Source organism: Cuspidothrix issatschenkoi CHARLIE-1 (genome assembly GCF_002934005.1).
GTDB classification, from domain to species: Bacteria; Cyanobacteriota; Cyanobacteriia; order Cyanobacteriales; family Nostocaceae; genus Cuspidothrix; species Cuspidothrix issatschenkoi.
In genome coordinates this window covers 2,013-24,854 of the sequence record NZ_PGEM01000128.1, presented here as the reverse complement: position 1 = coordinate 24,854, position 22,842 = coordinate 2,013, and the positions used below count along the sequence as shown (strand labels likewise).

Here is a 22,842-nt window from a genome sequence, read left to right as displayed (position 1 = left end):
ATCTTCAACCGTCTTGTCACCCGTTAAGAAATTATGTCAGACAAATGTTAAAATATTCTAGGAGTCTCAACGTAAAGGTAATAATTACACACAAGCTATATTCAGTGTACTAGTTAAAAATATATAATTAGGGGGTCATCAAAGTGATTTTGGTTAAGTATCACCAAGTATCAAAACGAGTCCTATTTCAAAAAATAGTTTTATCTGGTTTGTGCTGCTAAACTAGGCTTAAAGAAAATAATAGCGACTTACGCATTGACAGGAAATACCAAATAAGAGGCATGACTTTTAGGGATTTAAACGCAATTTTTCGATGATTTTTTGGCGAACTGCTTGCAGCAGTGCTTCGCTATTGCTATTGAGCAGAAGTTAATCGTTAAAAGTCTGAAACGACGGATTCTGTTTCATCTGCATCATGGTGAAATTATACAGTGCGTAAGTCCTAAATAAGTTCATAGAATAATCTAAGGTATATCCTAAAACACAGACAAGAAGTACATCAAAAGGATTGACGGTGTGCTGTATTTAGCAGAAGTACAAAAACAAAAAGGTGGTTTACTCAGTGGTGGTGGCAAAAGCGAGCTTAAACTGCTTGCTTGTCAACGCAATGACCAGAATTGGACTCCAGTACCAGAGGAAGTTGTTCCTTCTGAGGAAGCAAATAAAATCAACGATGGAGCTTTGGTACTGGTTGAGTTGAGTCCCAGTCGTCAAGTACAACGGATTCAAGAAGCTGGTCGTCCACTGGTAAGTATCTTGCAAAATTTTTCCCGACAGATGGAAAAGCTCAAGCTCAAGGAAGATGAAATTGATAATTGGAAACAATCTTTGATGATCCAGGCTCAAGAACTGAATCGTCGAGAGAGGGAGATGGAAGCCCGTTGGGAACAGGTACAACAACTGGAAAATGATTTCAAACGTTTAGATACTCAACAACAAGTAGTTGATACATCAAGAGCGGAAATTGATAGACTACGGGCAGAAGTTGAACGCAATCGCCAGGAGTTAGAAGGTGCTTGGGAACATTTACGCGGTGAACAGCTCCGCTTTGAAGAATCAAAAGCCGATTCTCAAAAGCACCAAATTGTAGATGAAGAAAGGAATCGAGCATTACTAGACTTAGTAAATCGCTTATCTGGACAAAGGACTCCTACAGAGACAGTCAGAGAAAGTGTGAATGTGGCTATGGAATTGGCAGGACATCAACAGGATACCCTGAACTTACATTGGCAAAAGCTAGAACTGCAACGTCATGCAATTACTCAGCAGCAACAGGAGATTGAGCAATTGGGTCAAACTTTGGGCGATCGCCAAAATGAATTGCAACAAGCGCGAAATTCCCTCACACACCAACTCACTCAGGTGCAATTAAAAACCGCCATAGTTGAGACTAAACAGAAATTGGTAAACAGACTCCAACAGTATATAGAAACGGAGGAAAGTATTTATCAAAAGCTACATACATTAGCTACTAACACAGAGACTGAAGTTGCTCAGCCAGAAATAGATGTAGAAGCCCTGCAACAAATGCCTCTAGCCGAATTGGAAAAAATGATACAAGACTGGCAAGAGAAATTAGATCGGGATTCTAGCTTCGTCCAAGAACAAGAACCAGAACTTAAATACAAGCAAGAACTTATAGAAGAACTGCAAAAAAAGATTACCCATGCTGCGGGTGAAGAGCGAACAAATTTAGAAGTCGAACTAGCTGATGAACGAGATATTTACCAAATGCTCAACGAAAGCTTAGTTGGACAAAGACGCAATTTAATTGCTCAGAAAAAAACTCTGCAACAACACCAGGCGGTATTGTGGCAAAGACAGGGTATTTCTGGAGATATCACATCTGAAGGGACTGATTTGGAATCTATAGCTTCCCGGTTTGAAGCCCAAAAACAGCAGAAATCTGAGGAATTGCAGAACCTGGAGAGTGATATTGCCCAAATGCTGGCAGCGATCGCGGCTGAACAAGGAACAATAGATCATCAAACCCAAGAAATAGCAGCCAAATCTCAAGAAATCAAATCTCTAGAGGAACGACTTTTAAATTTACGCAGCACTAATGCTGAATCTTGCGGTCAGGTCAATCTTTATCAAGAAGCTTTACAACCTATTCAGGATGCTCTTAATAGTGTGAGATATCAATTACAAAACATTGCTGAATCCTTAACTGATGTTGAAACTACAGGAGATTCCCAATTGCAAACCATTACTGAGATGCGTCATACTCTGGAAAGGTTTATGAATGTCCCAGAGGTTGTCATCTAGTCAGGAGGAAGGATAATCAATCCTTCTTTTGATCTGGATGGAAACAAATCCAGTCATCTTGAACAACGGCGATCGCTCCTCCGGGAAAAGGATCGGTTTGGGAACGGTTGGGGGCGGTAATTAACCCTGTTAGCTTTTCAATGTGTTCAAAGTTGGGAGATGTGGGGAGAATTGCTTGTAATATTTGCCGGATCACGCGACGTTGGATGGCTAGGGGGGCTTTTTGTAAAATCCTTCTGTTGAATTGAAAATCAGGATTTGGGCTAGTTGCTGTGGATTCTAGCCGCCAATAATGGGCTATTTCTTCTAGGTATGCTACCTCTGCTTGTAGGAGTTCAGCAGTTTGGGCTATGTTAGTTTCGACTTGGGGGTTAAAATTGGTTTGTAGGTAGGGAAGAAGCTGTTGACGGATGCGATTTCGAGAATACTGTAAATTTTCATTTGTGGAATCTTCCCAAATAGGTAAATTAAAATCTTGACAAAATTGGGCGGTTTGGGAACGAGTAATTTCTAATAGGGGACGAACTAAGAGGATATTATCAGTGAGAGGACGCTGCCAGGTTAAAGCTTGTAAACCATCTGCTCCCGTGCCACGAATGAGATTATATAATAGGGTTTCCGCGCGATCGCTCGCCGTGTGTCCAGTGATAATATATTGATAATTATTAACTTGGGCAATTTTTGTTAAAGCTTGATAGCGCCAATTTCTGGCTGTGGCTTCGCTATTAATAATATTTGTAGCGGTTTCTAAATGAAAAGGTGTGTGCCAAGTTTTCGCCAAGTTCTCGACGTGAATAGCATTATCATGGGAGTCTTCACGCCAACAATGATCACAATGGGCTATAGCGATCAACCATTGCCATTTTGATTGGATATCTAACAATAATTTAACTAAACATAAAGAATCTTGACCACCGGATACTGCGACTAATAGACGTTTTTTAGGTGGGAGCAGATAGCGATCGCCGATAGTACGATGTATTTGAGCGTGGAGAGGTGTCCATGTCATCGGATTGTGTTAGATATCTGGTGTTACTACAAATGTTTGAAACAACCCAAATTTCATCTTCACCAGAGGTATATTTCTTAATTTTGATTTTTGACTTCCACCAGGGGTTATTTTCATTTAGATCATATAAACCCCTTGGATTATTTTCATACTTATCATAACATAACCCTTTTAGAAGTCAAGACCCTTGAAATTACGTTAAGTCATTCGCAGCTATTCTCAATAATTTTGGGTGAAAAATGGCAAGTTAAACTTTTTTGGGAAAATAGAGTTAAGAATTATTAAGCTAGTGACGCTAAAACGTTAAGATGCAAAGGGTGAGAGGAAGAAAAACAAGAAATATGAGCTAATTTGTGGTCTAATTGCGTAATTAACGAGTATATTCTTGTATATATTTTAAATCTCAACGTATCTACCACCACCTAACATGACTCAGAAAAAGTTTCACCGCTATGATCTCCTAAAACCCATCCTAAAATACCCTGTTTAAAGTGGTCTACAACTGTCCATAGCCAAATTTTGTTTTTTTGACCCCACAAAAGTTTGATTATGGTTGTACCTCATTTGAATGAAATATGCTGTATTTCTGTTGCTCTCGATTTGATGAATCCTCAACATTTAAAAAATTGGTTCACTAATTGTTGTTACTGTATCTCATAATACCGGGAAGTTCTGTATTACAAATCTGTTCACTGATAGAATTTATGTAGTCTGAAGCACCCTACAATACCTAATTTTAAAAATCAAATATGAATTCTATAGTGGTTAAAACAGCAAATATGACATAAAATAAGTGTGTAGTTATAGAATTGACACAAAATAGTTCTGAAACCGTAATTTCTCCGTGTCCTCCGTACCTGGATTGGTATGGCTAACGCCACGCTTCGCTATCGTTATTCCGTAATTTGTGCGTAAACCTTATAAAAATGTTACTTTGCAAAAAATCGATGCAATTATCATTAATAAAATGTTCTCTTGTGGGAATAATCACTTTCTTATTATTAGATATTAATATCAAACCCGTATTTTCTACTTTTCCCCCTACTCTGATTCTGGCACAATCTACAAACAAGAGAGCTACAGAAGCTTTAAATCAGGGTTTACAGGCGATTCAATTGGGAAGGTTAGAAGATGCAATTACCGCTTTTCGTCAAGCGATTAAACTAGATCCTAAATTAGCAGCAGCGCACTATAATTTAGGTTTGGCACTGCGACAATCGGGAAAGCTACAACCTGCGGCAGATGCTTTTTATCAAGCTACTCAAGCCGACTCTAAATTTGCTTTAGCTTTTGCTAATTTGGGAGGGGCATTATTAGAAGGAAATAACTTAAAATTAGCGAAAGATTATTTAACTAAGGCTTTGGAATTAAATCCCAATCTAGGTTTTGCCCATTATAACATGGGGTTACTGAGGGAACAGGAAAAAAATTGGGAAAGTGCGATCGCCTCTTTTCAAAAAGCAAAAACCCATAGTCAAAATGCTCCAGAACCAGCCTATCATTTAGGGATATGTTATTTACAACTAGGGAAGATTGACCAAGCAAAAGCAGCTTTTAACCAAGCAATTAAAATCAATCCTAAATATGCAGAAGCACACTATAATCTGGGTTCAATTTTATTTAACCAAGGTAAATTAAATGAAGCTTTAGCAGCTTTTAGAAAATCCGCCACCGCTAATCCTAATTATGCTAATTCCTATTATGGTGCTGGTTTAGTTTTTATACAGTTAAAGCAATACAAAGATGCTGTGCAGGTTTTCCAATATGCTAGAGATTTATATAATACTCAAGGTAATTTACAGTGGGTGAACAATTCCCAACAGTTATTACAACAAGCACAAAGATTAAATAAGTAAGGTTTGCTGAAAAAGTTGTCTGTGAGGAGAGGAAACACTTCGACAAGCTCAGTGCATCGCAGGGAACAGTTTCAACTATCTGGATATCCTCAATTTCTCATATCCGATCCGACAAGGAAAAATGCAACTGTTTTGAGACTCCATTTGCCAAAACCTTGCACTTACTTGTTCTTAAAATCCGCGAAACCCCTATTAATAACCGGTTATAGCTTTATTCAGCAACCCCTAAGTAGAGACGTTTCACCGAAGCGTCTCCAGAATACAGTATTTTTTCAGCTTTTGGACAGATGAATAACTCTAGGGGAATAAGTAGAAATTAATTAAATAACTAACGGAGTAAAAACATGAGTAAAACTAAAACTCAAGAACCCATTAGTAACTTAGAGTATGATTTTATCAGCGTACTGCATACTAAAGCTGTAGCAGTTCAGGCTTATGAAAATTATATCAAAGATGCCAAGGAAGCTAATTCCCAACCTTGTGTAGAACTGTTCCAAAAATTGCGTCAATCGGAAATTGAACAAGCGCACGAAATTCGCCATCATCTGCAAGAAGTTATGCAGCAAGGCAAGATGTAGTTAATATTAGGAGCAGGTTTAATAGATCTATCTTTTAAACCTGCCCCTATTCATTAACGAATATACTCTTTAAGTACGCTATTCCGATTGGGATGACGTAATTTACGGAGTGCTTTTGCTTCAATTTGCCGAATGCGTTCGCGGGTGACGTTAAAAATCTGACCGATTTCTTCGAGGGTTTTCATGCGGCCATCATCTAAACCATAGCGAAGTCTGAGAACGTCTCTTTCACGGGGACTGAGACTATCGAGGACTTTTTCTAGGTCTTCCCGTAGCAAGTTCTTAGAAACTTGATCTTCTGGAGTTTCACCATCAGATTCAATAAAATCACCTAAGCGAGAATCTTCTTCTTTACCGATAGGTGTTTCTAAGGAAATTGGTAACTGGGCAGATTTGGCAATAAACCGTAGTTTCTCGATGGTCATCTCCATGCGAGTGGCAATTTCTTCTTCAGTGGGTTTGCGTCCCATTTCTTGGGAGAGGAGTTTGGTGGTTTTCTTAATCCGAGAAATGGTTTCGTAGAGATGAACCGGTAAACGGATAGTGCGCGACTGATCAGCGATCGCTCTTGTAATTGCTTGACGTATCCACCATGTAGCGTAGGTAGAAAACTTATAGCCTTTTTCGTGATCAAACTTTTCAGCCGCACGAATCAAACCCAAACTACCTTCTTGAATCAAGTCTTGGAAGGACAAGCCTCGATTCATGTATTTCTTGGCGATGGAAACTACAAGCCGCAGGTTTGATTGTACCATTTTGTCTTTCGCTCTGCGGCCAACGTGCAAGCGATAACGAAAGGTTGGTAATGGTATTTGTACTTCTGCTGCCCATTCGCTGTCTCTAGGATCGCGTTCTAGGCGTTCACAAAGCCTTTCTCGCACCCGTTCTAGTTCTAGTAAATCCGCAATTTTTCGCGCTAGTTCAATTTCTTCGTCTGCGCGTAGCAAACGAATCCGCCCAATTTCTTGCAGGTACAAACGAATAGAATCTTCGGTGTAGTGCTTTTTCTTGGTTTGTGTCCGACGGCGCGATTTAGCGGCTTTTCCAGACTTTGCGTCGTCCTCATCAGACTGAGGATCTAAAAAATCATCAATTTCGCCATCATCAACCAGCAATAAGTCCTCTTCCTCTATGGAGAGTTCTTCTAATTCGATCTCCGGCGGATTTATCATTTCTAGGTCAGGCTGATAAATATTATCGAGTACGTTGTTAGCCTGGTTCATGCCGCGTTCCTCATGCTCCTTGCAGAATCATTTATTGAAGACATTTTGATTACTTTTTCCTATTAAGTAATCCTTGCACCGAAAATCAGGTTTTAGCTAATGTCCCTGGGATATTTTCGATGATGTTTTCCCTGTTAGAAACAGGTTTGTTTGGTTTAATAGTGACTCATATCACTTGGGGATGATTTGTTCACTATTATCATGGTCATACCCTGGCTTTGGTGTATATCGCTTTTGATTCACTGAATCTCTAAAATTAGGTTCACGGGACTCGAAAAGCTGTTTCATACCAATACAAGTGTATGACATTTGGCCGATTTAACTGTAAATACTGTTCCGATTGTAGCCTGTTTCACAAAAATTGTACTCTTTTTGTGCATTATTTATGAACTCATTTACTAAGATCAAGCCAACTTTATCAAAAAGACATTCAACATGGTTGTTAAACCATTAAATCTTGTCGAAAACTTTTTGGTTTGGCAATGGCATTCTCATTAAATTAAAAGGTAGGAACACTTGCTCATTTTTTAATTTGAGCCAAAATACTCACTATTGTACAATTAGTGCTGATGTTCTGTTTTGATGCAATCCGAGGGCGGATTTTTGCCTCCAAGCACTAAATTTTGTATCTGCTATACCAATCTCTTCAACTGGACTGTTAAAGTTGTGGCATATTTTTAGCCCCGTGAAAGATGAATTGAGTGGGAAATCAATTCAGCTTTGTTCACACATTAGCGCAGAGTTGAGATTTCTACCCTGTGCAACTTTATAAACTGTTCTTATTGTATACAACGATATTTTAATCAAAAGGATAAGTAATATGGTTGCTAAAGTTGCTCAGTGATAGTTTTTAAGTAAATTCACGTATGTTAATGATATTTGTAAATACTGCGGGTTTAAAAAATGTACCTGCCATCTGGTTATGGGAAGTTGGGTGTATGCTGATCAAGCTGTGTTTTGTAACTTGCGTTATCTAAGCATAGCAAATGGTTTCTGCTTTTGTGAGGAAAATTTATCATTTTTTGACAAAAAGTTATGAGTTAGACAAAACAACCCAAAGAAAATGGGTAATAGGTAAGAGTTTTCACAAATTAAAACTTACCAACTACCCATAATCAAAAGCTGAGATTAGATATCTAAATCTGTGAGATTGAGTTTAGAACCATAGGTTTCAATGAATTCTCTGCGGGGAGCGACGCGATCGCCCATTAAAATAGTAAAAATTCGATCAGCTTCGGCTGCATCTTCAATTTCTACTCGTTTCAGGGTACGGGTTTCTGGATTCATGGTGGTTGTCCAGAGTTGTTCTGGCATCATTTCTCCCAGACCTTTAAACCGCTGAATGGTATAGTTAGCATTGCTGGGAAGAGTACCTAGATGTTGTTGCAATTCCCGTTCACTATAACAATACTGGTAATTTTTACCCCGTTCGACTTTGTACAAGGGAGGACAAGCAATATAGATGAAACCTTGCTCAATCAATGCCCGTTGATAACGATAAAAGAAAGTTAACAACAGCGTGCGGATGTGCGCCCCATCTACATCTGCATCAGTCATTAACACTACATGATGATATCGTAATTGTGAGGAGTTAAATTCTTCACCTTTAACACCTAAACCAAGTGCGGTAATTAAGGCTTGAATTTCGTTATTTTTATAGATTTTGGCATCGTCAGTTTTTTCAATGTTAAGGATTTTACCACGCAGAGGCAGAATTGCTTGAGTCCGGCGATCACGTCCTTGCTTGGCACTATTGTGAACAAATACACCACTGGCTAAAGCGAAGTTATGGGTTTTGGGAACTTCGATGTCGTAAACGTCTACCTGTTCGGTTAAACGTTCAATACTCACAATGCGGTGGTTGTAATTAGCAACAGCTTCACAAGCTAACGCTGGATTACCATCAAAGTAACGTTGGCAAAAACTATCAAACCTTAATAAAGTTTTGTCCTTTGTCTGTTTACGATAGGCGTTATAAACATCTAAATCAAGCTGCCCTTGCTCAATTTCAATTTGCTTCAGTACAGCAATAGTTTTGCGGTAGTAAGTTTGTTGCAAAGCTGCCTGACGTTGAGAGCGAAATTCAGGTGTCCATTGCTGTTGAGTCTTTTCTCGTCGCCATGCTAATAAAGCCTCATTTTCCCATTGTTCCTTAGCCAACAGTGATTGAGTTTCACGGGCTTGGGGATTATTCGCAAAATAGGCACTAACTCTTTGAGATTGGGCTAAACGGTTGGCTTCATCACTCCAATAGTCTTGCTGTGCTTGATTGAGGCGTTCATGATTTTCCTGACGATAGGTTTCGTTATTGTCATAAAACTCGCGCCACTTGCCCAGCATATAGCTTTGATAAGCTTCATCTTGCCATTGTTTCTTAGCTTGTTCTGACAAAATCTGCCGCGTTTTAGGCTGCTGCATTCTTTGGCTCATCTTGGCACGAAATTCTTCACTTTGACGAGTTTTCCGGCTCTTTTCAATTGCATCTTGACGATGTAATGTTTTTTCAACGTGAGCGCGATGTAAAGCTAAGTGTGCCTCAGCAGATAAACGCTGTAAATTCGTGGGGTTATTATTGCGTTTGTTGAAATCAAGATGATGGCAGTGTTCTCCGTCTGTTAGCTGATAAACACCTAAATAACGGTTATACCAATCCGCTAAGGTATGGGTAAACAACCATGAATCAGAACGGGGATTCCAAACCATTTCATAACCATCAATGGTAATCCCTGGATTGCTGATATCAGATATTTGCCGATATAGAGGCATGAGGGAATCATCAGGGGTTAATAATGCAGCTTGTTTGTAACTGCCATCGCGTAACATGAAGCGATGATCTGGGGTGCAAACAATGGTTTCACCATTATCTAATGTTACTTTGATGACTTCAGCATTGGCTTTAGTCATGCGGGGATTAATAATCCGTTCTATCCCAATAGTCCCATTATTACGAATGGTGTAGCAAAAATGCTCTTTTCCTAGTGCTTGTTCGGCGACGATTTCTTTAAAACTAAGCGATCGCCCATCGGCTAATGCTACCAATGTATCACCATGAAAACATCCTCCCGCTGAATCCCCTTCCACGATGTATATTTCAGATTCAGCCGGGTCACGGGAACTACAATCTGCTAATTTACCAGGCAGAGGAGAAGATTCTAAGACTGATTTGCGGCGGACTAATTCCCGTGCATGACGGGCAGCTTCAGCAGCTTTATAGGCTTGAATGGCTTTATCTAAGATAGAATCAGCTACACCGGGATGAAAGTCTAGATATTCGGTGAGAACTTCACCCACAAAAGAATCAACAATCCCGCGAACTTCTGTATTCCCTAGTTTAGTTTTGGTTTGACCTTCAAATTCTGGATCGGGAACTTTAACGGAAATAACGGCGGTTAAACCTTCGCGGACGTGTTCACCACTGAGGTTAGACTCATTTTCTTTAATTTTATTCCGTTTGCGAGCGATTGCATTTAACGTCCGAGTTAAAACTGCTTTTAAACCTTCTAGATGTGTACCACCATCAATAGTCCGAATATTATTAGCAAAACCCAGAACATTATCTGTGTAAGCATCAGTACACCACTGTAGGGCAACCTCTACCTGGACGTTGTTCCGTTCTCCCTGGACATAGATAATTTCTTCATGAAGAGGTTGCTTTTCCCGATTCATGTAGGCGATATACTCTTTAATACCACCCTTGTATTCGTAAGTTTCTATTCTCGGTGTGTCGCTTTTAAGGATTTCTAAACGATGATCCGTAAAAGTAATTCTTACACCTGCATTCAGATACGCCAACTCGCGTAAACGTCCCGATAAAGTAATGTAATCGAATTCTATACTGGTGGTAAAAATTTGTGTATCTGGCTTAAAGGTAATAGAAGTACCAGTTCTATCTTCTTTATAAGGTTTTGCGACCAATTCTGTAACCGGGAAACTCCGTTCATATCGCTGGGTATGTACCTTTTTATCACGCCAAACCGTAACTTCGACAAACTCAGATAGGGCGTTAACAACAGAAATACCAACACCGTGTAAACCACCGGATACTTTGTAGCCACCACCACCAAACTTACCACCAGCATGGAGAACAGTTAACACCGTTTCTAACGCTGATTTTCCAGTTTTTGGGTGAATATCCGTAGGAATACCCCGACCATCATCTGTTACTGTCACCGAACCATCTGCATTAATATCCACCTCAACATGGGTACAGTGACCCGCCAAAGCTTCATCAACAGAGTTGTCCACTACCTCGTAAACTAAATGATGGAGTCCTCGCGGACCTGTAGTACCGATGTACATCCCTGGTCGTTTGCGGACGGCTTCCAGACCTTCCAGAACTTGAATCTGATCGGCGCTGTAACTGCTCGTCATGAAAATTCTCCTGATGCTTGGGGTTAAAATCGCCAAGAGGCGAAAAAAGTCAAATCACCCCAAGATTATAACACAAAAGCCTTCCTGCCGTCTCTAGCACAATTTGATGCAAAATTCAGATGGGGATTGTAACCCTAGTGGGAACTGGGATGAAAACTCCCTATTTTTCGTTCTTCTTCCTCCCACTGGCAACAGACAACTAACAACGAACAACTGAACTAATGACTAAATTAATTGTAATTTGTGGAGCGACAGCAACGGGTAAATCTGGTTTAGCTTTGAATTTAGCCCAGAGGTTAGAGACTGTCATTTTGAGCGCTGATTCTCGTCAAGTATATCGTGAGTTTGATATTGGTACAGCTAAACCAACTGTAGCTGAACAAAAATTAGTTCCCCATTATTTGATTGATATTTGTGAGCCAAATGAAACAATGACATTAGCAGATTACCAAGAGCAAGCACAAGCTTTAATTGCCAGTCTTGGTATTTGTCCGTTATTGCTAGTTGGGGGAACTGGTTTATATATCCGTTCAATTGTTCAGGGTATGAAGATTCCCAGGGTAGCACCACAACCAGAATTGCGATCGCAATTAGAATCTCTGGGTCCAAGTCAACTTTACCAGATGTTAAAACAAGTTGATGCGATCGCTGCTCAAAAAATTCATGCTAACGATTTGGTGAGAACTTTAAGAGCATTAGAAGTTTATTATACCACTGGTATTCCCATTTCTGAGCAACAAGGGGGAAATCCACCAAATTATCCAATTTTGCAAATTTGTTTAGACGCTGAACCGGAATATTTAGATGTAAGAATTCGCCAGCGTACTCAACAAATGATTGCTGATGGGTTAGTAGCCGAAGTGGAATATTTATCTAAAAAATATGGTGTTGATTTGCCTTTATTAAATACTTTAGGCTATCAGGAAATTAAGCAATATTTAGCTGGTGCAATTTCTTTAGAGGAAGCAACAGAATTAATTGCTTTGCATACTCGACAATTTGCCAAACGTCAACGCACTTGGTTTAGACAATCACCTAATATTGAATATGTTGATATGGATAATCCTGACTTATTAGAGCAAGTCTGGCAAAAAATCCATCAATAAAAATCCAAAAAATCCAATTCTAAATAAATAAACTCGGAGAAACTTTAAAATATTCTCCCAAGGCTTTTGCTTGTGCTTTACTAATTGAACGTTTACCGTTGACAACCTCTGAAACTACACCGCTACTAGAACCAAGAATACGTACTAAGTCTGCTTGACGAATTCCACTAGATTCTATGAGATATTGTAATATTTCATGAGGTGTAGATTCATCCATTGGATAATTTTCTTCCTCATAATCTTCAATTAGTCTGACAAGTAATTTGTGTAAAGCTCGCTCCTCTAGACTACGATTTTTTTTAAAAGTTAGATATTCTGCAACTTTTAAAAGACGTTCATAGTCTTCCTCTGTTTCAATTACTTGAGGAGCGATATCTGCTAGTAATTGACTATAAGTATTTCTGTCAAAAGTAAGGGTCATTTTTCCATTTATTTTTACTATATTCAGCCTTTCCTTCGTGTCCTTCGTTCCTTCGTGGTTCATTTCTCTATAATTAAAAACTCCACAAAGACAAAAAATCCTTGAGGAGTTTCAGAAAGTATTAACAGATTTTACCCAGCCATAAAGAATTAAGCCATAACGCACCAAATAGTAAATTTACTAATTATCCGCAATTTGTTTTTTCAAAGCTGCCAATGAAGCCCAACGGCTATCAATAGGTTCTTCAGGAATACCCTGGACAGTATTCAAAATCCCTGGGCAATTAAGGCTACATAATTGACGTTGAGGCAATGCTAAACACATCTGCTCATACAGCCATTCACTAGGATAAAAATAACCATCGGGTGCTAAGGTTTCCAGTAAATCTTCTACAGCTACTTCCCTTTCTAAAGGCAAATCTTCTGTTTGATTAACATTTGCATCTAACCAAATAACTTCCTGAGTATTGAGAACTACACGATGGTTATACTGCTGTAAACAGCGGTTGCAGGTGCAAGTAATAATTGCTTCTGCCTGAGATGAAACTTCTAAATAATTACCCTGATGTTTAACTTGGATAATTCCCCGCACTGGTGTTAATGTTTCGAGTCCAGGCAGAAACTCTTCAACTTGTATTTCCTCTGTCCGCTCCGGGGCTTTAGTTAGCTGCGGAATAAAAATAGCGTCCATAGGATTGATAAAATACTCTCAAGAAGACATTGATTATGGGTAATGGGTAAATGGTGATTGATCAAAATCATCACCTATTCCCTATTGCCTGGTTAGTGTGTAACTGCTTGACGAACTACTAGATGACGATGGGGTTCTTTACCACGACTGAAGGTTTCTAAATCAGAAAATCCCTCTAATAAGTTGTGAACCTGTCGGCGTTCAGCAGCATTAAGAGATTTAATTTCTACCTCTCTTCCAGAAAAGCGTACTTCTGCGGCAGCAGTTTCGGCTAAATTACGAATTTCGGCTTCTCGTTTAACACGATAACCATTCAATTCAACTGTGTAGGATGTCTGATTTTCTTCAGGTTGATTGAGGTTAAGAACAGAATTTGCTAGATATTGAATGCTATCTAGAACTGAAGCACTAGGACCGATTAACACACTAATTTGTTCTGGTGTTAAGTTGGCTTCATCTATTGTCAACCAGTAGCTTTCTTTGGTTGTGATCTCTGGCTCAAAAGCTGGGTTAGTTTCTAACTTAGCCTTAACTTGAGCAGATATACCACTTAAGAGGAGCAAATTTGTTAACCATTGTTCATCACGCTGCATAGAAATTTGCTTCATAATCAACCAGTTGGCTTTTTCTTAGAACTTTTGGGTTCAAATGGCAAGGCTTTGACATCAACGGTTTGCGCTTCTTGCTCCTGTAAGTCTACGATTTTTTGAATTTCTTCTGGTAGAGGTTCACGGGAGAGGATGTAGGTTTGGATGGTTTGGAAAATGTTACCAATTACCATATACATCAGTACCCCAGCCGGGAGAGGGAAAAACAGGAACATCCCAGAAAAGATCACAGGGGTAATTTTGTTTACTGTATCCTGTTGGGGATTACCACCACTGGAATTTTGCCCAGAAAGCATTTGGCTGACATAAAGACTGATGCCAAAAAAGACAATCATGGCCACAATATCCCAATGAACTGTGTTATCAGGATCAATAGCGCCTACTCTTCCCAGGGCATCAATAAAGAGAAATCCTTGATTAGATGCTAGTCCGGGAATTGTCCCTTGAATGGTCACGTCTCCAGGTTCTAGAGCCTCTATATTGCCCTCGGCATCAATTTTAACCCTTTCTTCGCCTTTGATGATTTTCCAGTCAGGTGTCAACTGAGTTTGTGGGTGTTCGGCTAAGAGTGCATCAAATGGTTTCCCTTCTAGGGTTTGATATTGAATCTTAGTCTTTTCTCCCACTGTTAACTTATTACCCCCAGGCAAGATGGCAGAAATTTGAATGTGTTCTCCATCAGCAATGTAGATGTTTTGTGGGGGAGTGGCAAAGGCTTGGGGTTGAATGCGCTCGATTTGTTCGGAAGGGAAGATTTGCAAATTAACGGAGTAGTTAACGCCGGCAAAGGGTGAACCCCGCAAGGTGGCGAACAGTGCTAACAAGACTGGCATTTGCAACAGGAGGGGTAAACACCCTGCTAGGGGGTTACCAAATTCACTCTGGACCTTGAGCATTTCCTCTTGCTGCTTTTGCGGATCATCTTTATAGCGTTGTTTGATATCATTCATCCGCTTTTGCATTACGGGTTGCACGACTCGCATCCGCCGCATACTGCGGATAGAACCGGCGCTCAGAGGATAGAGCGCGAAGCGGATAATTAATGTTAAGGCTACGATTGCCAATCCATAACTAGGAAAAACACCATAGAACAGGTCTATGATTGGCAACATTACGTTGTTCGAGAGAAACCCGATACCAAAATCCATTATTGTGAATTCAACCTGCGGTACTTTGACACTCCCACCCCGATCAGGAGTGGGTTGCTTGGCCGATTAGGTTCTCTAACTATAGTTAGTTGCCTTTCTATGTTGGAGACGTTTATCTTCCAAGCTTTTGCTCTATATTGTAGAGGTTTTTGTTAAGCATTGCTGCCACTATCTATAAGCGATGACAGCTAGGGATAACCGCACATTATCTAAAAATGTGAATGTTAACTCTCTAAAGTGATGATTTATTTGCTACTGCTATATTCGGGATTTTTAGCAGCTACTTTTTCGGTAATGTAGTCATAGGTTTCCCGAAAGTTAGGTATAGCCCGCATTTCCAGGAGTGTGCCATTTTTGAGGGTAATTGCCATATCTCCCCAGAGGCCAATACCACGGGGAACTTTTACAACTTTGACGATTTCTGAATAAATAACATCAGAGCGATCGCGCCCCATCCACCCTCCCGTTACACATATCCGCCGATCTGTGATGCGGAAACGCAGCCAGACCGCCCTAACTATTGCCCCAATTGCCAAGGGAATACCTACTAGGGTGAGTCCAAGGAGCAAGTTAAGAATCAAATCCCCAATGTGCGGACCACCTTCATAATAAACTTCTTCACGAATGCCCATTTAATACCTCAGTTTGCGCCAACAACTGCTCTAATTCTTGCAGAAATTTATGGGTTTGGCACACAGTTTCGGTTGTTGTTGGTTTGACAATTAATACCAGCCGCCATCCTGGAGCTAATTTGGGCAACAACTGATGTAGTGCTGCTGTCATTTGCCTTTTGATTTTGTTGCGAACAACAGCGCGTTTACTAACTTTCGTACTAATGGCAATACCAATTTTTGTGGCTGGGAGGGCTGTAGGAGAAGAAGTTTCTGGGGAAAGAGCAGGTTTTAAAGCTCTCAAAGTGAAATGAGAACTGTGTCGCCGAATTCCTTCCCGGAAAACTGCCTGAAAATCCTGGCGGGATTTAAGACGATATGCTTTGGGCAAAGCCACAACTTTTATTAATTGGGAATTTACCTTACACGCTCAAACGATGCCGTCCTTTTTTTCTTCTGGCGCTAATTACGTTTCTGCCATCTGGTGTCCGCATTCTGGCGCGAAATCCTGATGTTCTTTTTCTCTTACGGCAAGTACCGCCTAGTGTTCTTTGCATACCTTTGTCCTGTTAGGGGATTTTCATAAAAAGTCACAATCTGATATTTTACCACTTTACAGACGATAAAAACATATTTCTGGATGGAGTTGTTGATTGCCTGTTCCCTATTCCCCGCGATGCCCTGAGCGAGTCGAAGTGTTCCCTGTTCCCTGTTCCCTGTTCCCTGTTCCCTGTTCCCTGTTCCCTTCCTAAGTAATACTGATGATCCATGTACCAAGGTAACGCAGTAATGGGATATCACCAGGAGAAAGAACTTGACAGTTGAAATAGTACACTCCTCCAAAGGAGGGGTTTTGAACATTGGACAGAATTAACTCGACCCTATCACCGGCTGGAACTGGTTCTTGGGGGAATATTTGAATTACCCGACCTTCTTTATCCCATTTCACTTCCGATAGGGGAACTTTTTTACCTTTAACTTTGACTTCGACATCTTTGGGATCAAAAGTTCCTTCGTAATAATTAGGATAGGTAATGGCAAATTGAGCTACTGCCAATTTCATTTTTTTGGCAGGAATTCTGAGTATATAACGATCAGTGCTATTGGGTTGTCCGCCAAAATCTAAGCGGAAGGGTAGTTGATTTTCGCCTTTAACACCGCTAAAAAGCGTCAAACCAGGTGAGCTCTGCGCCAAGGTCATAGCTGGTAGACCTGTTAATAAACAGCTAGTTACGGCTAAGGCAGAAAGTAGACGTTTCATAGATTAAGCTTCCTCTAGTTGATATTTTGTAACTAAGCCTATTTGTAACTAAACTTTACTACTATATGCTTGACAATTGACGTAAGTTAGAAATATAAAGTGCCATAGGTAAAAGCCTATTTATGAAAGTCAAATGACTGTATTTTTACCATCACTATAGCAGGAGGCAGTGGTATGGCTAAGGCCAAGCTTTGCGAACGGCTACGCTCACCAACTGGAGGCAGGAGGCAGGAGGCAGGGGGAAGCCTTCTCCTGTATGATTTTTAAGTTTCAGTTCCTATCTCATTCAACTGGATACCGCTATATTGTTAATAGTGTTAAAGAAAAGATACTTTTTGTTACTAATTATGAATATTTCGATATATTCTAAACGGTTAAAAATTCCATCAGAGACTAAAAATCAAGATTAACTTTTTGTGAATATATAAAATATTCTGAAGAATAATATACAAAATCTGGGGATCAGCATAGGATATGCAATATCTAATTTTAGGTGTAGCTATTTTGTAATGATGATATCTGCATATTCTCAAATTGAGCTTGTGAATAAACAAGGAAGAGTGTAAAAGCAAAAGTTGAAAGTTGTATCTACCAAGGTAATTCATGGTTGATCATCCCCAACAGCTTAGTGATACTAAGTTGGCCTAGAAAGTATTAATAGTTAACGGGTGATGTTAAGTATTTATCTCCAGGAGATTTCATGAAAATAGCAGTTGCTAAAGAAATTGAAGTTTGTGAACGGCGGGTGTCATTAATTCCTGACATTGTAGCTAAGTTAGTCAAACAGGGTTTAGAGGTTTTAGTAGAAACTGGGGCGGGAGAAAAAGCATTTTTTACTGATGCTGACTATGAAGCAGCAGGAGCAAAAATTGTGGGTGATTCTACTCAATTATGGAGTGAAGCTGATATATTGCTCAAAGTTAGTCCACCTCAAGATAGAGAAGATGGACGTTCTGAAATTGATTTGCTTAAACCCGGTTCTGTATTAATCAGTTTTCTTAATCCCTTGGGTAATCCAGAAATAGCGCAAAAGCTGGCACATCGGCAAGTTACAGCTTTAAGTATGGAATTAATTCCCCGTAGTACCAGAGCGCAAAGTATGGATGCCTTATCTTCCCAAGCATCATTAGCAGGGTATAAAACCGTACTATTAGCTGCGGCGGCGTTACCAAAATATTTCCCCATGTTAACCACTGCTGCGGGGACAATTGCCCCGGCTAAGATATTTATTATGGGTGCGGGAGTTGCGGGTTTACAGGCGATCGCCACAGCCCGTAGACTAGGAGCAGTAGTAGAAGCCTTTGATATTCGTCCGGCAGTCAAAGAAGAAGTGCAAAGCTTAGGGGCGAAATTCGTCGAAGTCAAACTAGAAGAAGAAACTGTTGCAGCAGGTGGTTACGCAAAGGAAATATCAGAAGACAGTAAAAAGCGTACCCAAGAATTAGTAGCTGAACACGTTAAAAACTCTGATGTAGTAATTACCACCGCCCAAGTACCAGGAAGAAAAGCGCCCATCTTGGTGACAGAAGAGATGGTAAAAGCGATGAAACCCGGTTCTGTAATTGTAGACTTAGCCGCAGAACAGGGTGGAAATTGTGCTTGTACCGAACCTGGTAAAGACATAGTGTGGAACGGTGTAACCATCATTGGACCAATTAATTTACCCTCATCTATGCCTGTACACGCCAGTCAACTGTACGCGAAAAATGTAACTTCATTAATGCAATTGTTGATTAAGGATAAGGAGTTACAAATTAATTTTGCTGATGACATTGTTGATGCTGCTTGTGTTACTCATGGTGGAGAAATTAGAAACCAACGGGTTAAGGATGCTTTGCAAGCGGTAGCGGTTTAGGTTTGAGTATTTTTTAAGAAAACGAACCACAGAGGCACAGAGTTTACAGAGAAGTACGAGTTTAAGAGAGTTATTGCGTATCCTATCTTTATTTTCCTTGTGCCTTTGCGTGAGCCTTATTCTTTAATCCAGGAATGACATGACAGAAACTTTACTAGCGGCTTTATTTGTTCTTGTTTTAGCCTCTTTTATAGGCTTTGAAGTGATTAACAAAGTTCCTCCCACACTTCACACTCCTTTAATGTCCGGTTCAAATGCCATTTCTGGTATTTCGGTAATAGGTGCAATTCTGGCTGCGGGGGAGAGAAACACGAATTTATCGGTAATTCTCGGGTTAATTGCCGTAATTTTAGCAATGGTTAACGTTGTCGGCGGTTTTTTGGTGACTGACAGAATGTTACAAATGTTTAAAAAAAAGGAAGTTAAAGCATGAACGGTTTTATACCAACTGGGATTCAGCTAACTTATTTAGTGGCTGCATCACTATTTATCCTGGGTTTGAAAAAGCTGGGTTCTCCTGCAACTGCTAGAAATGGTAATCTTGTGGCCGCGGTGGGGATGTTATTGGCAATTATCGCCACATTACTGGATCAGCACGTATTAAATTACGAGATGATTTTGGTAGGTTTGGCTATTGGTTCGGTAATTGGCGCTGTTATTGCTTACAAAGTGCAAATGACGGAAATGCCCCAAATGGTGGGTTTACTCAACGGTTTGGGTGGTGCTTCTTCCGCACTTATCGCTGTGGCTGAATTTTGGCGGTTATTAGATAGTTCTCAACCTATCCCCCTGGATGTCAACATTTCCATGTTGTTGGATGTGTTAATTGGTGGCGTGACTTTAACAGGTAGTTTTCTCGCTTTTGCCAAATTGCAAGGTTTAATTGGCGGTACTCCCATTACTTTTCCTTTGCAACAACCTTTTAACCTGTTGCTGTTGGGTTCTTATTTAGCTGGAAGTGCCTATTTAATTATGACACCAGATAGCCTCCCGGTATTTTTGGGAGTGGTGGCTGTTTCTTTGGTGTTGGGTGTAATGTTTGTCCTCCCCATTGGTGGGGGTGATATGCCGGTGGTTATCTCCCTGTTAAACTCCCTCTCCGGTGTGGCTGCGGCGGCTGCGGGTTTTGTGGTGATGAACAATATGTTAATCATCGCTGGTGCTTTGGTGGGTGCGTCGGGACTTATCCTTACCGAAATTATGTGTAAGGCGATGAACCGTTCTTTGTTCAGTGTCTTATTTAGTGCCTTTGGTTCAGTTTCTACTGCTAGTGGTGGTGGCGCTGCTGGTGCTAGTGATCAACCTGTTCGCAGTATTGATGCTGAGGAAGGGGCGATGATGTTGGGTTATGCCCGTTCTGTGGTGATTGTACCAGGATACGGTATGGCGGTTGCTCAAGCCCAGCATAGCGTCCGGGAGTTGGCTGATCAATTAGAGCGCATGGGTGTAGATGTGAAATATGCCATACATCCGGTGGCGGGGAGAATGCCGGGTCACATGAATGTATTATTGGCGGAAGCTAATGTGGCTTATACGCAGTTGTATGATATGGAGGATATTAATCCCCAGTTTGAACAGGCTGATGTGGCGTTGGTGATTGGTGCTAATGATGTTGTCAATCCGGCGGCGCGTAGTGATAAGAATAGTCCTATTTATGGGATGCCGATTTTGGAGGTTGATCGCGCAAAGCAAACTATTGTGATTAAGCGAGGTATGAGTGCTGGTTTTGCCGGTGTGGATAATGAGTTGTTTTATAAGGATAAGACGACGATGTTGTTTGGTAGCGCTAAGGATATGGTGGCTAAGTTGGTTAGTGAGGTGAAGCAACTTTAGGTTATAGTTAGGACTTGGGGGCATAGCAATGTTATGCCCCTAAAGTTATTTATCTTACGCAGAGGTGCAGAGAGTTTTATTTCGTACTATCTCTCTTAGAATACTCCACAAGAAAGATTATCCTGTAACTATATGGAACTATTTACTATTGGTCATTCCAGTCATAGTATAGAAACTTTTATTGAGCTTTTGCTGGAGCATAATGTTACAGCATTGGCAGACGTGCGATCGCATCCTTACAGCCGCTACTTACCTCATTTTAACAGCATACAAATTAAAGATTCACTTCAAAGTGCAAAGATAAAATATGTATTTTTAGGACAAGAACTAGGAGCTAGACCAAAAAACCTAGAATGTTATGTTGATGGTAAAGCTGTATATGAAAAAATTGCCGCTACCGAATTATTTAAAAAAGGAATTCAGCGTGTAATTGATGGGTTGAAAAATTATAGGATTGTTCTCATGTGTGCAGAAAAAGATCCTATTGTTTGCCATCGCGCTATTTTAGTTTGTCAACATTTACGAAATGAACGTAATTTACAAATTAATCATATTAAAAATAATGGTGACTTAGAATCACATGATAAACTTGAAGATAGATTATTGGCTAGACATGGGTTAAAGCAATTGGCTCTTGCAGCAGCACCAATTCAGTTATCTCTATTTTCTGATAGTTCACAAAATCTTCACCCTTCTAATTTACTTTCAAGAGAAGAGTCTATAAAAGAGGCTTATAGATTGCAAAGTGATGAAGTTGCTTATGTAGAAAAAGTAGGAAATGAATATGAGTAATTCGGTTAACTTATTTACAATTGGTTTTACCCAAAAAACTGCCCAAAAATTCTTTGATACTCTTGTTAAATCTGGCGTTAAGCGCGTTATTGATACACGATTGAATAATGTCTCTCAATTAGCAGGATTTGCCAAAAAAACAGACTTAGAGTATTTTCTAAAAAAGCTTGGTAATATTGAATACGTCCATATTCTCGAACTAGCACCGACAAAAGATATTTTAGATGAATATAAGAAAAATAAAGGTGAGTGGTCAGTTTATGAGCAGAAATTTCTTGATCTCATGACAGAAAGAGAAATTGAAAAAAAAGTTAGACCAGAACTATTAGATGGTGGATGTCTTTTGTGTAGCGAGGCCAAACCCCATTACTGTCATCGCCGATTAGTGGCAGAATATTTAAGTACCAAGTGGGGAAATGTCAAAATATGTCATCTGTGAAGAAAATTGTCTGTCTTGCTAATTCTTGGAAAAATCAAGAACGTTGCATTGCGGGGATTGATTTGGATACTGATAATTGGATTCGTCCTGTAAGTGATCGATATAATGATGGTCTAGTCCCAAGAGATATTAGACTCGTGGAGGGAAGAGAACCAGAATTATTAGACATTCTAGAGATTCCACTAGCAGACACAGGTGAAAATTTTGGGTTTGAAAGTGAAAACCTCACTATCTTACCGGGAAAATGGCAACTCGTAGGTAAAGCAAAACCAGAAGATTTGTTTAAATATTGTAGTAACAATTCTTATATTCTTCATAATTCAATTAAATATGTAGAACCATCTTATCTAAACTCTCTACCTTTTGAACAAAGAAGTACATTGCAACTGATTCATGTTATTAATTTTTCTGTACAGTGTAACGGAGCAAATAACTGGAAAGGTACACTAGAAACTGCTTATGGTCAAAGGTTGACAAATGCTAAAATCACCGATCCTATATTTGTTGAAAAACTGGAAGCGGGATATGAAATCACAGATGATTATTATCTAGTGACAGTTAGCTTAAGTATGCCTTGGAAACCTGACAATTGGGAAGGTGAAACTCCTTGCTGGAAATTGATAGCAGGTGTGATATAGATTTCTGAGCCTCCAAACCAACAACTTACTCTGGATATCTGAATTAAAAGTTAATAAAAACCATCAAAACTATACAGGACTTACGCAAAATAGAACGAAAGTAGGGGTAATTCATGAATTACCCCTACGAAATAA

21 protein-coding genes and 1 pseudogene are annotated in these 22,842 nt (G+C 39.8%); 10 read left to right on the top strand and 12 right to left on the bottom strand.

Annotation, left to right across the window (positions count from 1 at the left end):
• Positions 1-516 precede the first annotated feature (516 nt).
• Positions 517-2,268, top strand: coding sequence for a pilus motility taxis protein HmpF (gene hmpF, locus CUN59_RS16250; protein ID WP_104388815.1), 1,752 nt, complete (start codon positions 517-519; stop codon positions 2,266-2,268).
• A 16-nt stretch (positions 2,269-2,284) separates the two neighbouring features.
• Here the strand turns inward: hmpF and tilS are convergent, their stop codons facing one another.
• Positions 2,285-3,277 carry a tRNA lysidine(34) synthetase TilS gene (tilS, locus tag CUN59_RS16245; RefSeq protein WP_104388814.1) on the bottom strand — a complete coding sequence of 331 codons (993 nt, stop codon included), beginning with the start codon at positions 3,275-3,277 and terminating at the stop codon, positions 2,285-2,287.
• A gap of 437 nt (positions 3,278-3,714) precedes the next feature.
• Positions 3,715-3,823, bottom strand: a pseudogene (locus CUN59_RS16240) (IS1 family transposase); the annotation flags it as partial.
• Between the two features lie 401 nt (positions 3,824-4,224).
• Between CUN59_RS16240 and CUN59_RS16235 the strand changes: the two are divergent.
• Positions 4,225-5,133 carry a tetratricopeptide repeat protein gene (locus CUN59_RS16235; protein ID WP_104388813.1) on the top strand — a complete coding sequence of 303 codons (909 nt, stop codon included), beginning with the start codon at positions 4,225-4,227 and terminating at the stop codon, positions 5,131-5,133.
• 344 nt (positions 5,134-5,477) lie between these two features.
• Positions 5,478-5,711, top strand: coding sequence for a hypothetical protein (locus CUN59_RS16230; RefSeq protein ID WP_104388812.1), 234 nt, complete (start codon positions 5,478-5,480; stop codon positions 5,709-5,711).
• Positions 5,712-5,764: 53 nt separating this feature from the next.
• Here the strand turns inward: CUN59_RS16230 and rpoD are convergent, their stop codons facing one another.
• A complete protein-coding gene (gene rpoD / locus CUN59_RS16225; protein ID WP_104388811.1) occupies positions 5,765-6,934 on the bottom strand; it encodes an RNA polymerase sigma factor RpoD in 1,170 nt (389 codons plus the stop codon).
• A 1,128-nt stretch (positions 6,935-8,062) separates the two neighbouring features.
• On the bottom strand, positions 8,063-11,305 hold the full coding sequence (gene gyrB, locus CUN59_RS16220; protein ID WP_104388810.1) for a DNA topoisomerase (ATP-hydrolyzing) subunit B: 3,243 nt from the start codon (positions 11,303-11,305) through the stop codon (positions 8,063-8,065).
• A gap of 221 nt (positions 11,306-11,526) precedes the next feature.
• Between gyrB and miaA the strand changes: the two genes are divergently transcribed.
• On the top strand, positions 11,527-12,411 hold the full coding sequence (gene miaA / locus CUN59_RS16215; RefSeq protein ID WP_104388809.1) for a tRNA (adenosine(37)-N6)-dimethylallyltransferase MiaA: 885 nt from the start codon (positions 11,527-11,529) through the stop codon (positions 12,409-12,411).
• 19 nt (positions 12,412-12,430) lie between these two features.
• Here miaA and CUN59_RS16210 read toward each other — a convergent pair whose 3' ends face one another.
• The 8 genes from CUN59_RS16210 to CUN59_RS16170 form a co-directional block, all read right to left on the bottom strand.
• A complete protein-coding gene (locus CUN59_RS16210) occupies positions 12,431-12,832 on the bottom strand; it encodes a helix-turn-helix domain-containing protein (protein WP_104388808.1) in 402 nt (133 codons plus the stop codon).
• Positions 12,833-13,012: 180 nt separating this feature from the next.
• Entirely contained in the window at positions 13,013-13,522 is a 510-nt protein-coding gene (locus CUN59_RS16205; protein WP_104388807.1) for a YceD family protein, read from the bottom strand.
• A gap of 92 nt (positions 13,523-13,614) precedes the next feature.
• Positions 13,615-14,130 carry a Jag family protein gene (locus CUN59_RS16200; RefSeq protein WP_104388806.1) on the bottom strand — a complete coding sequence of 172 codons (516 nt, stop codon included), beginning with the start codon at positions 14,128-14,130 and terminating at the stop codon, positions 13,615-13,617.
• A 2-nt stretch (positions 14,131-14,132) separates the two neighbouring features.
• A complete protein-coding gene (yidC, locus tag CUN59_RS16195) occupies positions 14,133-15,278 on the bottom strand; it encodes a membrane protein insertase YidC (RefSeq protein WP_104388805.1) in 1,146 nt (381 codons plus the stop codon).
• A gap of 245 nt (positions 15,279-15,523) precedes the next feature.
• Entirely contained in the window at positions 15,524-15,910 is a 387-nt protein-coding gene (locus tag CUN59_RS16190) for a PH domain-containing protein (RefSeq protein WP_104388804.1), read from the bottom strand.
• Positions 15,897-16,286, bottom strand: a complete 390-nt coding sequence (gene rnpA, locus CUN59_RS16185) for a ribonuclease P protein component (RefSeq protein ID WP_104388803.1) — start codon at positions 16,284-16,286, stop codon at positions 15,897-15,899. Before rnpA ends, CUN59_RS16190 begins: the two co-directional genes overlap by 14 nt.
• 25 nt (positions 16,287-16,311) lie before the next feature.
• Positions 16,312-16,446: a 50S ribosomal protein L34 gene (rpmH, locus tag CUN59_RS16180; protein WP_015081067.1), complete on the bottom strand. Its 135-nt coding sequence runs from the start codon at positions 16,444-16,446 to the stop codon at positions 16,312-16,314.
• A 191-nt stretch (positions 16,447-16,637) separates the two neighbouring features.
• Complete coding sequence (locus CUN59_RS16170; protein WP_104388801.1) at positions 16,638-17,150, bottom strand: DUF2808 domain-containing protein; 513 nt, start codon at positions 17,148-17,150, stop codon at positions 16,638-16,640.
• 700 nt (positions 17,151-17,850) lie between these two features.
• On the opposite strand from CUN59_RS16170, the gene CUN59_RS16165 reads away from it, so the two are divergent.
• From CUN59_RS16165 to CUN59_RS16140, 6 genes are all read left to right on the top strand, one after another.
• Positions 17,851-19,005: a Re/Si-specific NAD(P)(+) transhydrogenase subunit alpha gene (locus CUN59_RS16165; RefSeq protein ID WP_104388800.1), complete on the top strand. Its 1,155-nt coding sequence runs from the start codon at positions 17,851-17,853 to the stop codon at positions 19,003-19,005.
• 139 nt (positions 19,006-19,144) lie between these two features.
• On the top strand, positions 19,145-19,438 hold the full coding sequence (locus CUN59_RS16160; protein ID WP_104388799.1) for an NAD(P) transhydrogenase subunit alpha part 2: 294 nt from the start codon (positions 19,145-19,147) through the stop codon (positions 19,436-19,438).
• Entirely contained in the window at positions 19,435-20,838 is a 1,404-nt protein-coding gene (locus tag CUN59_RS16155; protein WP_104388798.1) for an NAD(P)(+) transhydrogenase (Re/Si-specific) subunit beta, read from the top strand. Before CUN59_RS16160 ends, CUN59_RS16155 begins: the two co-directional genes overlap by 4 nt.
• A gap of 132 nt (positions 20,839-20,970) precedes the next feature.
• Positions 20,971-21,630: a DUF488 domain-containing protein gene (locus tag CUN59_RS16150; RefSeq protein WP_104388797.1), complete on the top strand. Its 660-nt coding sequence runs from the start codon at positions 20,971-20,973 to the stop codon at positions 21,628-21,630.
• A complete protein-coding gene (locus CUN59_RS16145; protein WP_104388796.1) occupies positions 21,623-22,069 on the top strand; it encodes a DUF488 domain-containing protein in 447 nt (148 codons plus the stop codon). The genes CUN59_RS16150 and CUN59_RS16145 overlap by 8 nt, the downstream gene beginning before the upstream one ends.
• Positions 22,057-22,707, top strand: a complete 651-nt coding sequence (locus CUN59_RS16140; RefSeq protein WP_207765431.1) for a dual OB domain-containing protein — start codon at positions 22,057-22,059, stop codon at positions 22,705-22,707. The genes CUN59_RS16145 and CUN59_RS16140 overlap by 13 nt, the downstream gene beginning before the upstream one ends.
• Positions 22,708-22,842: the final 135 nt, after the last annotated feature.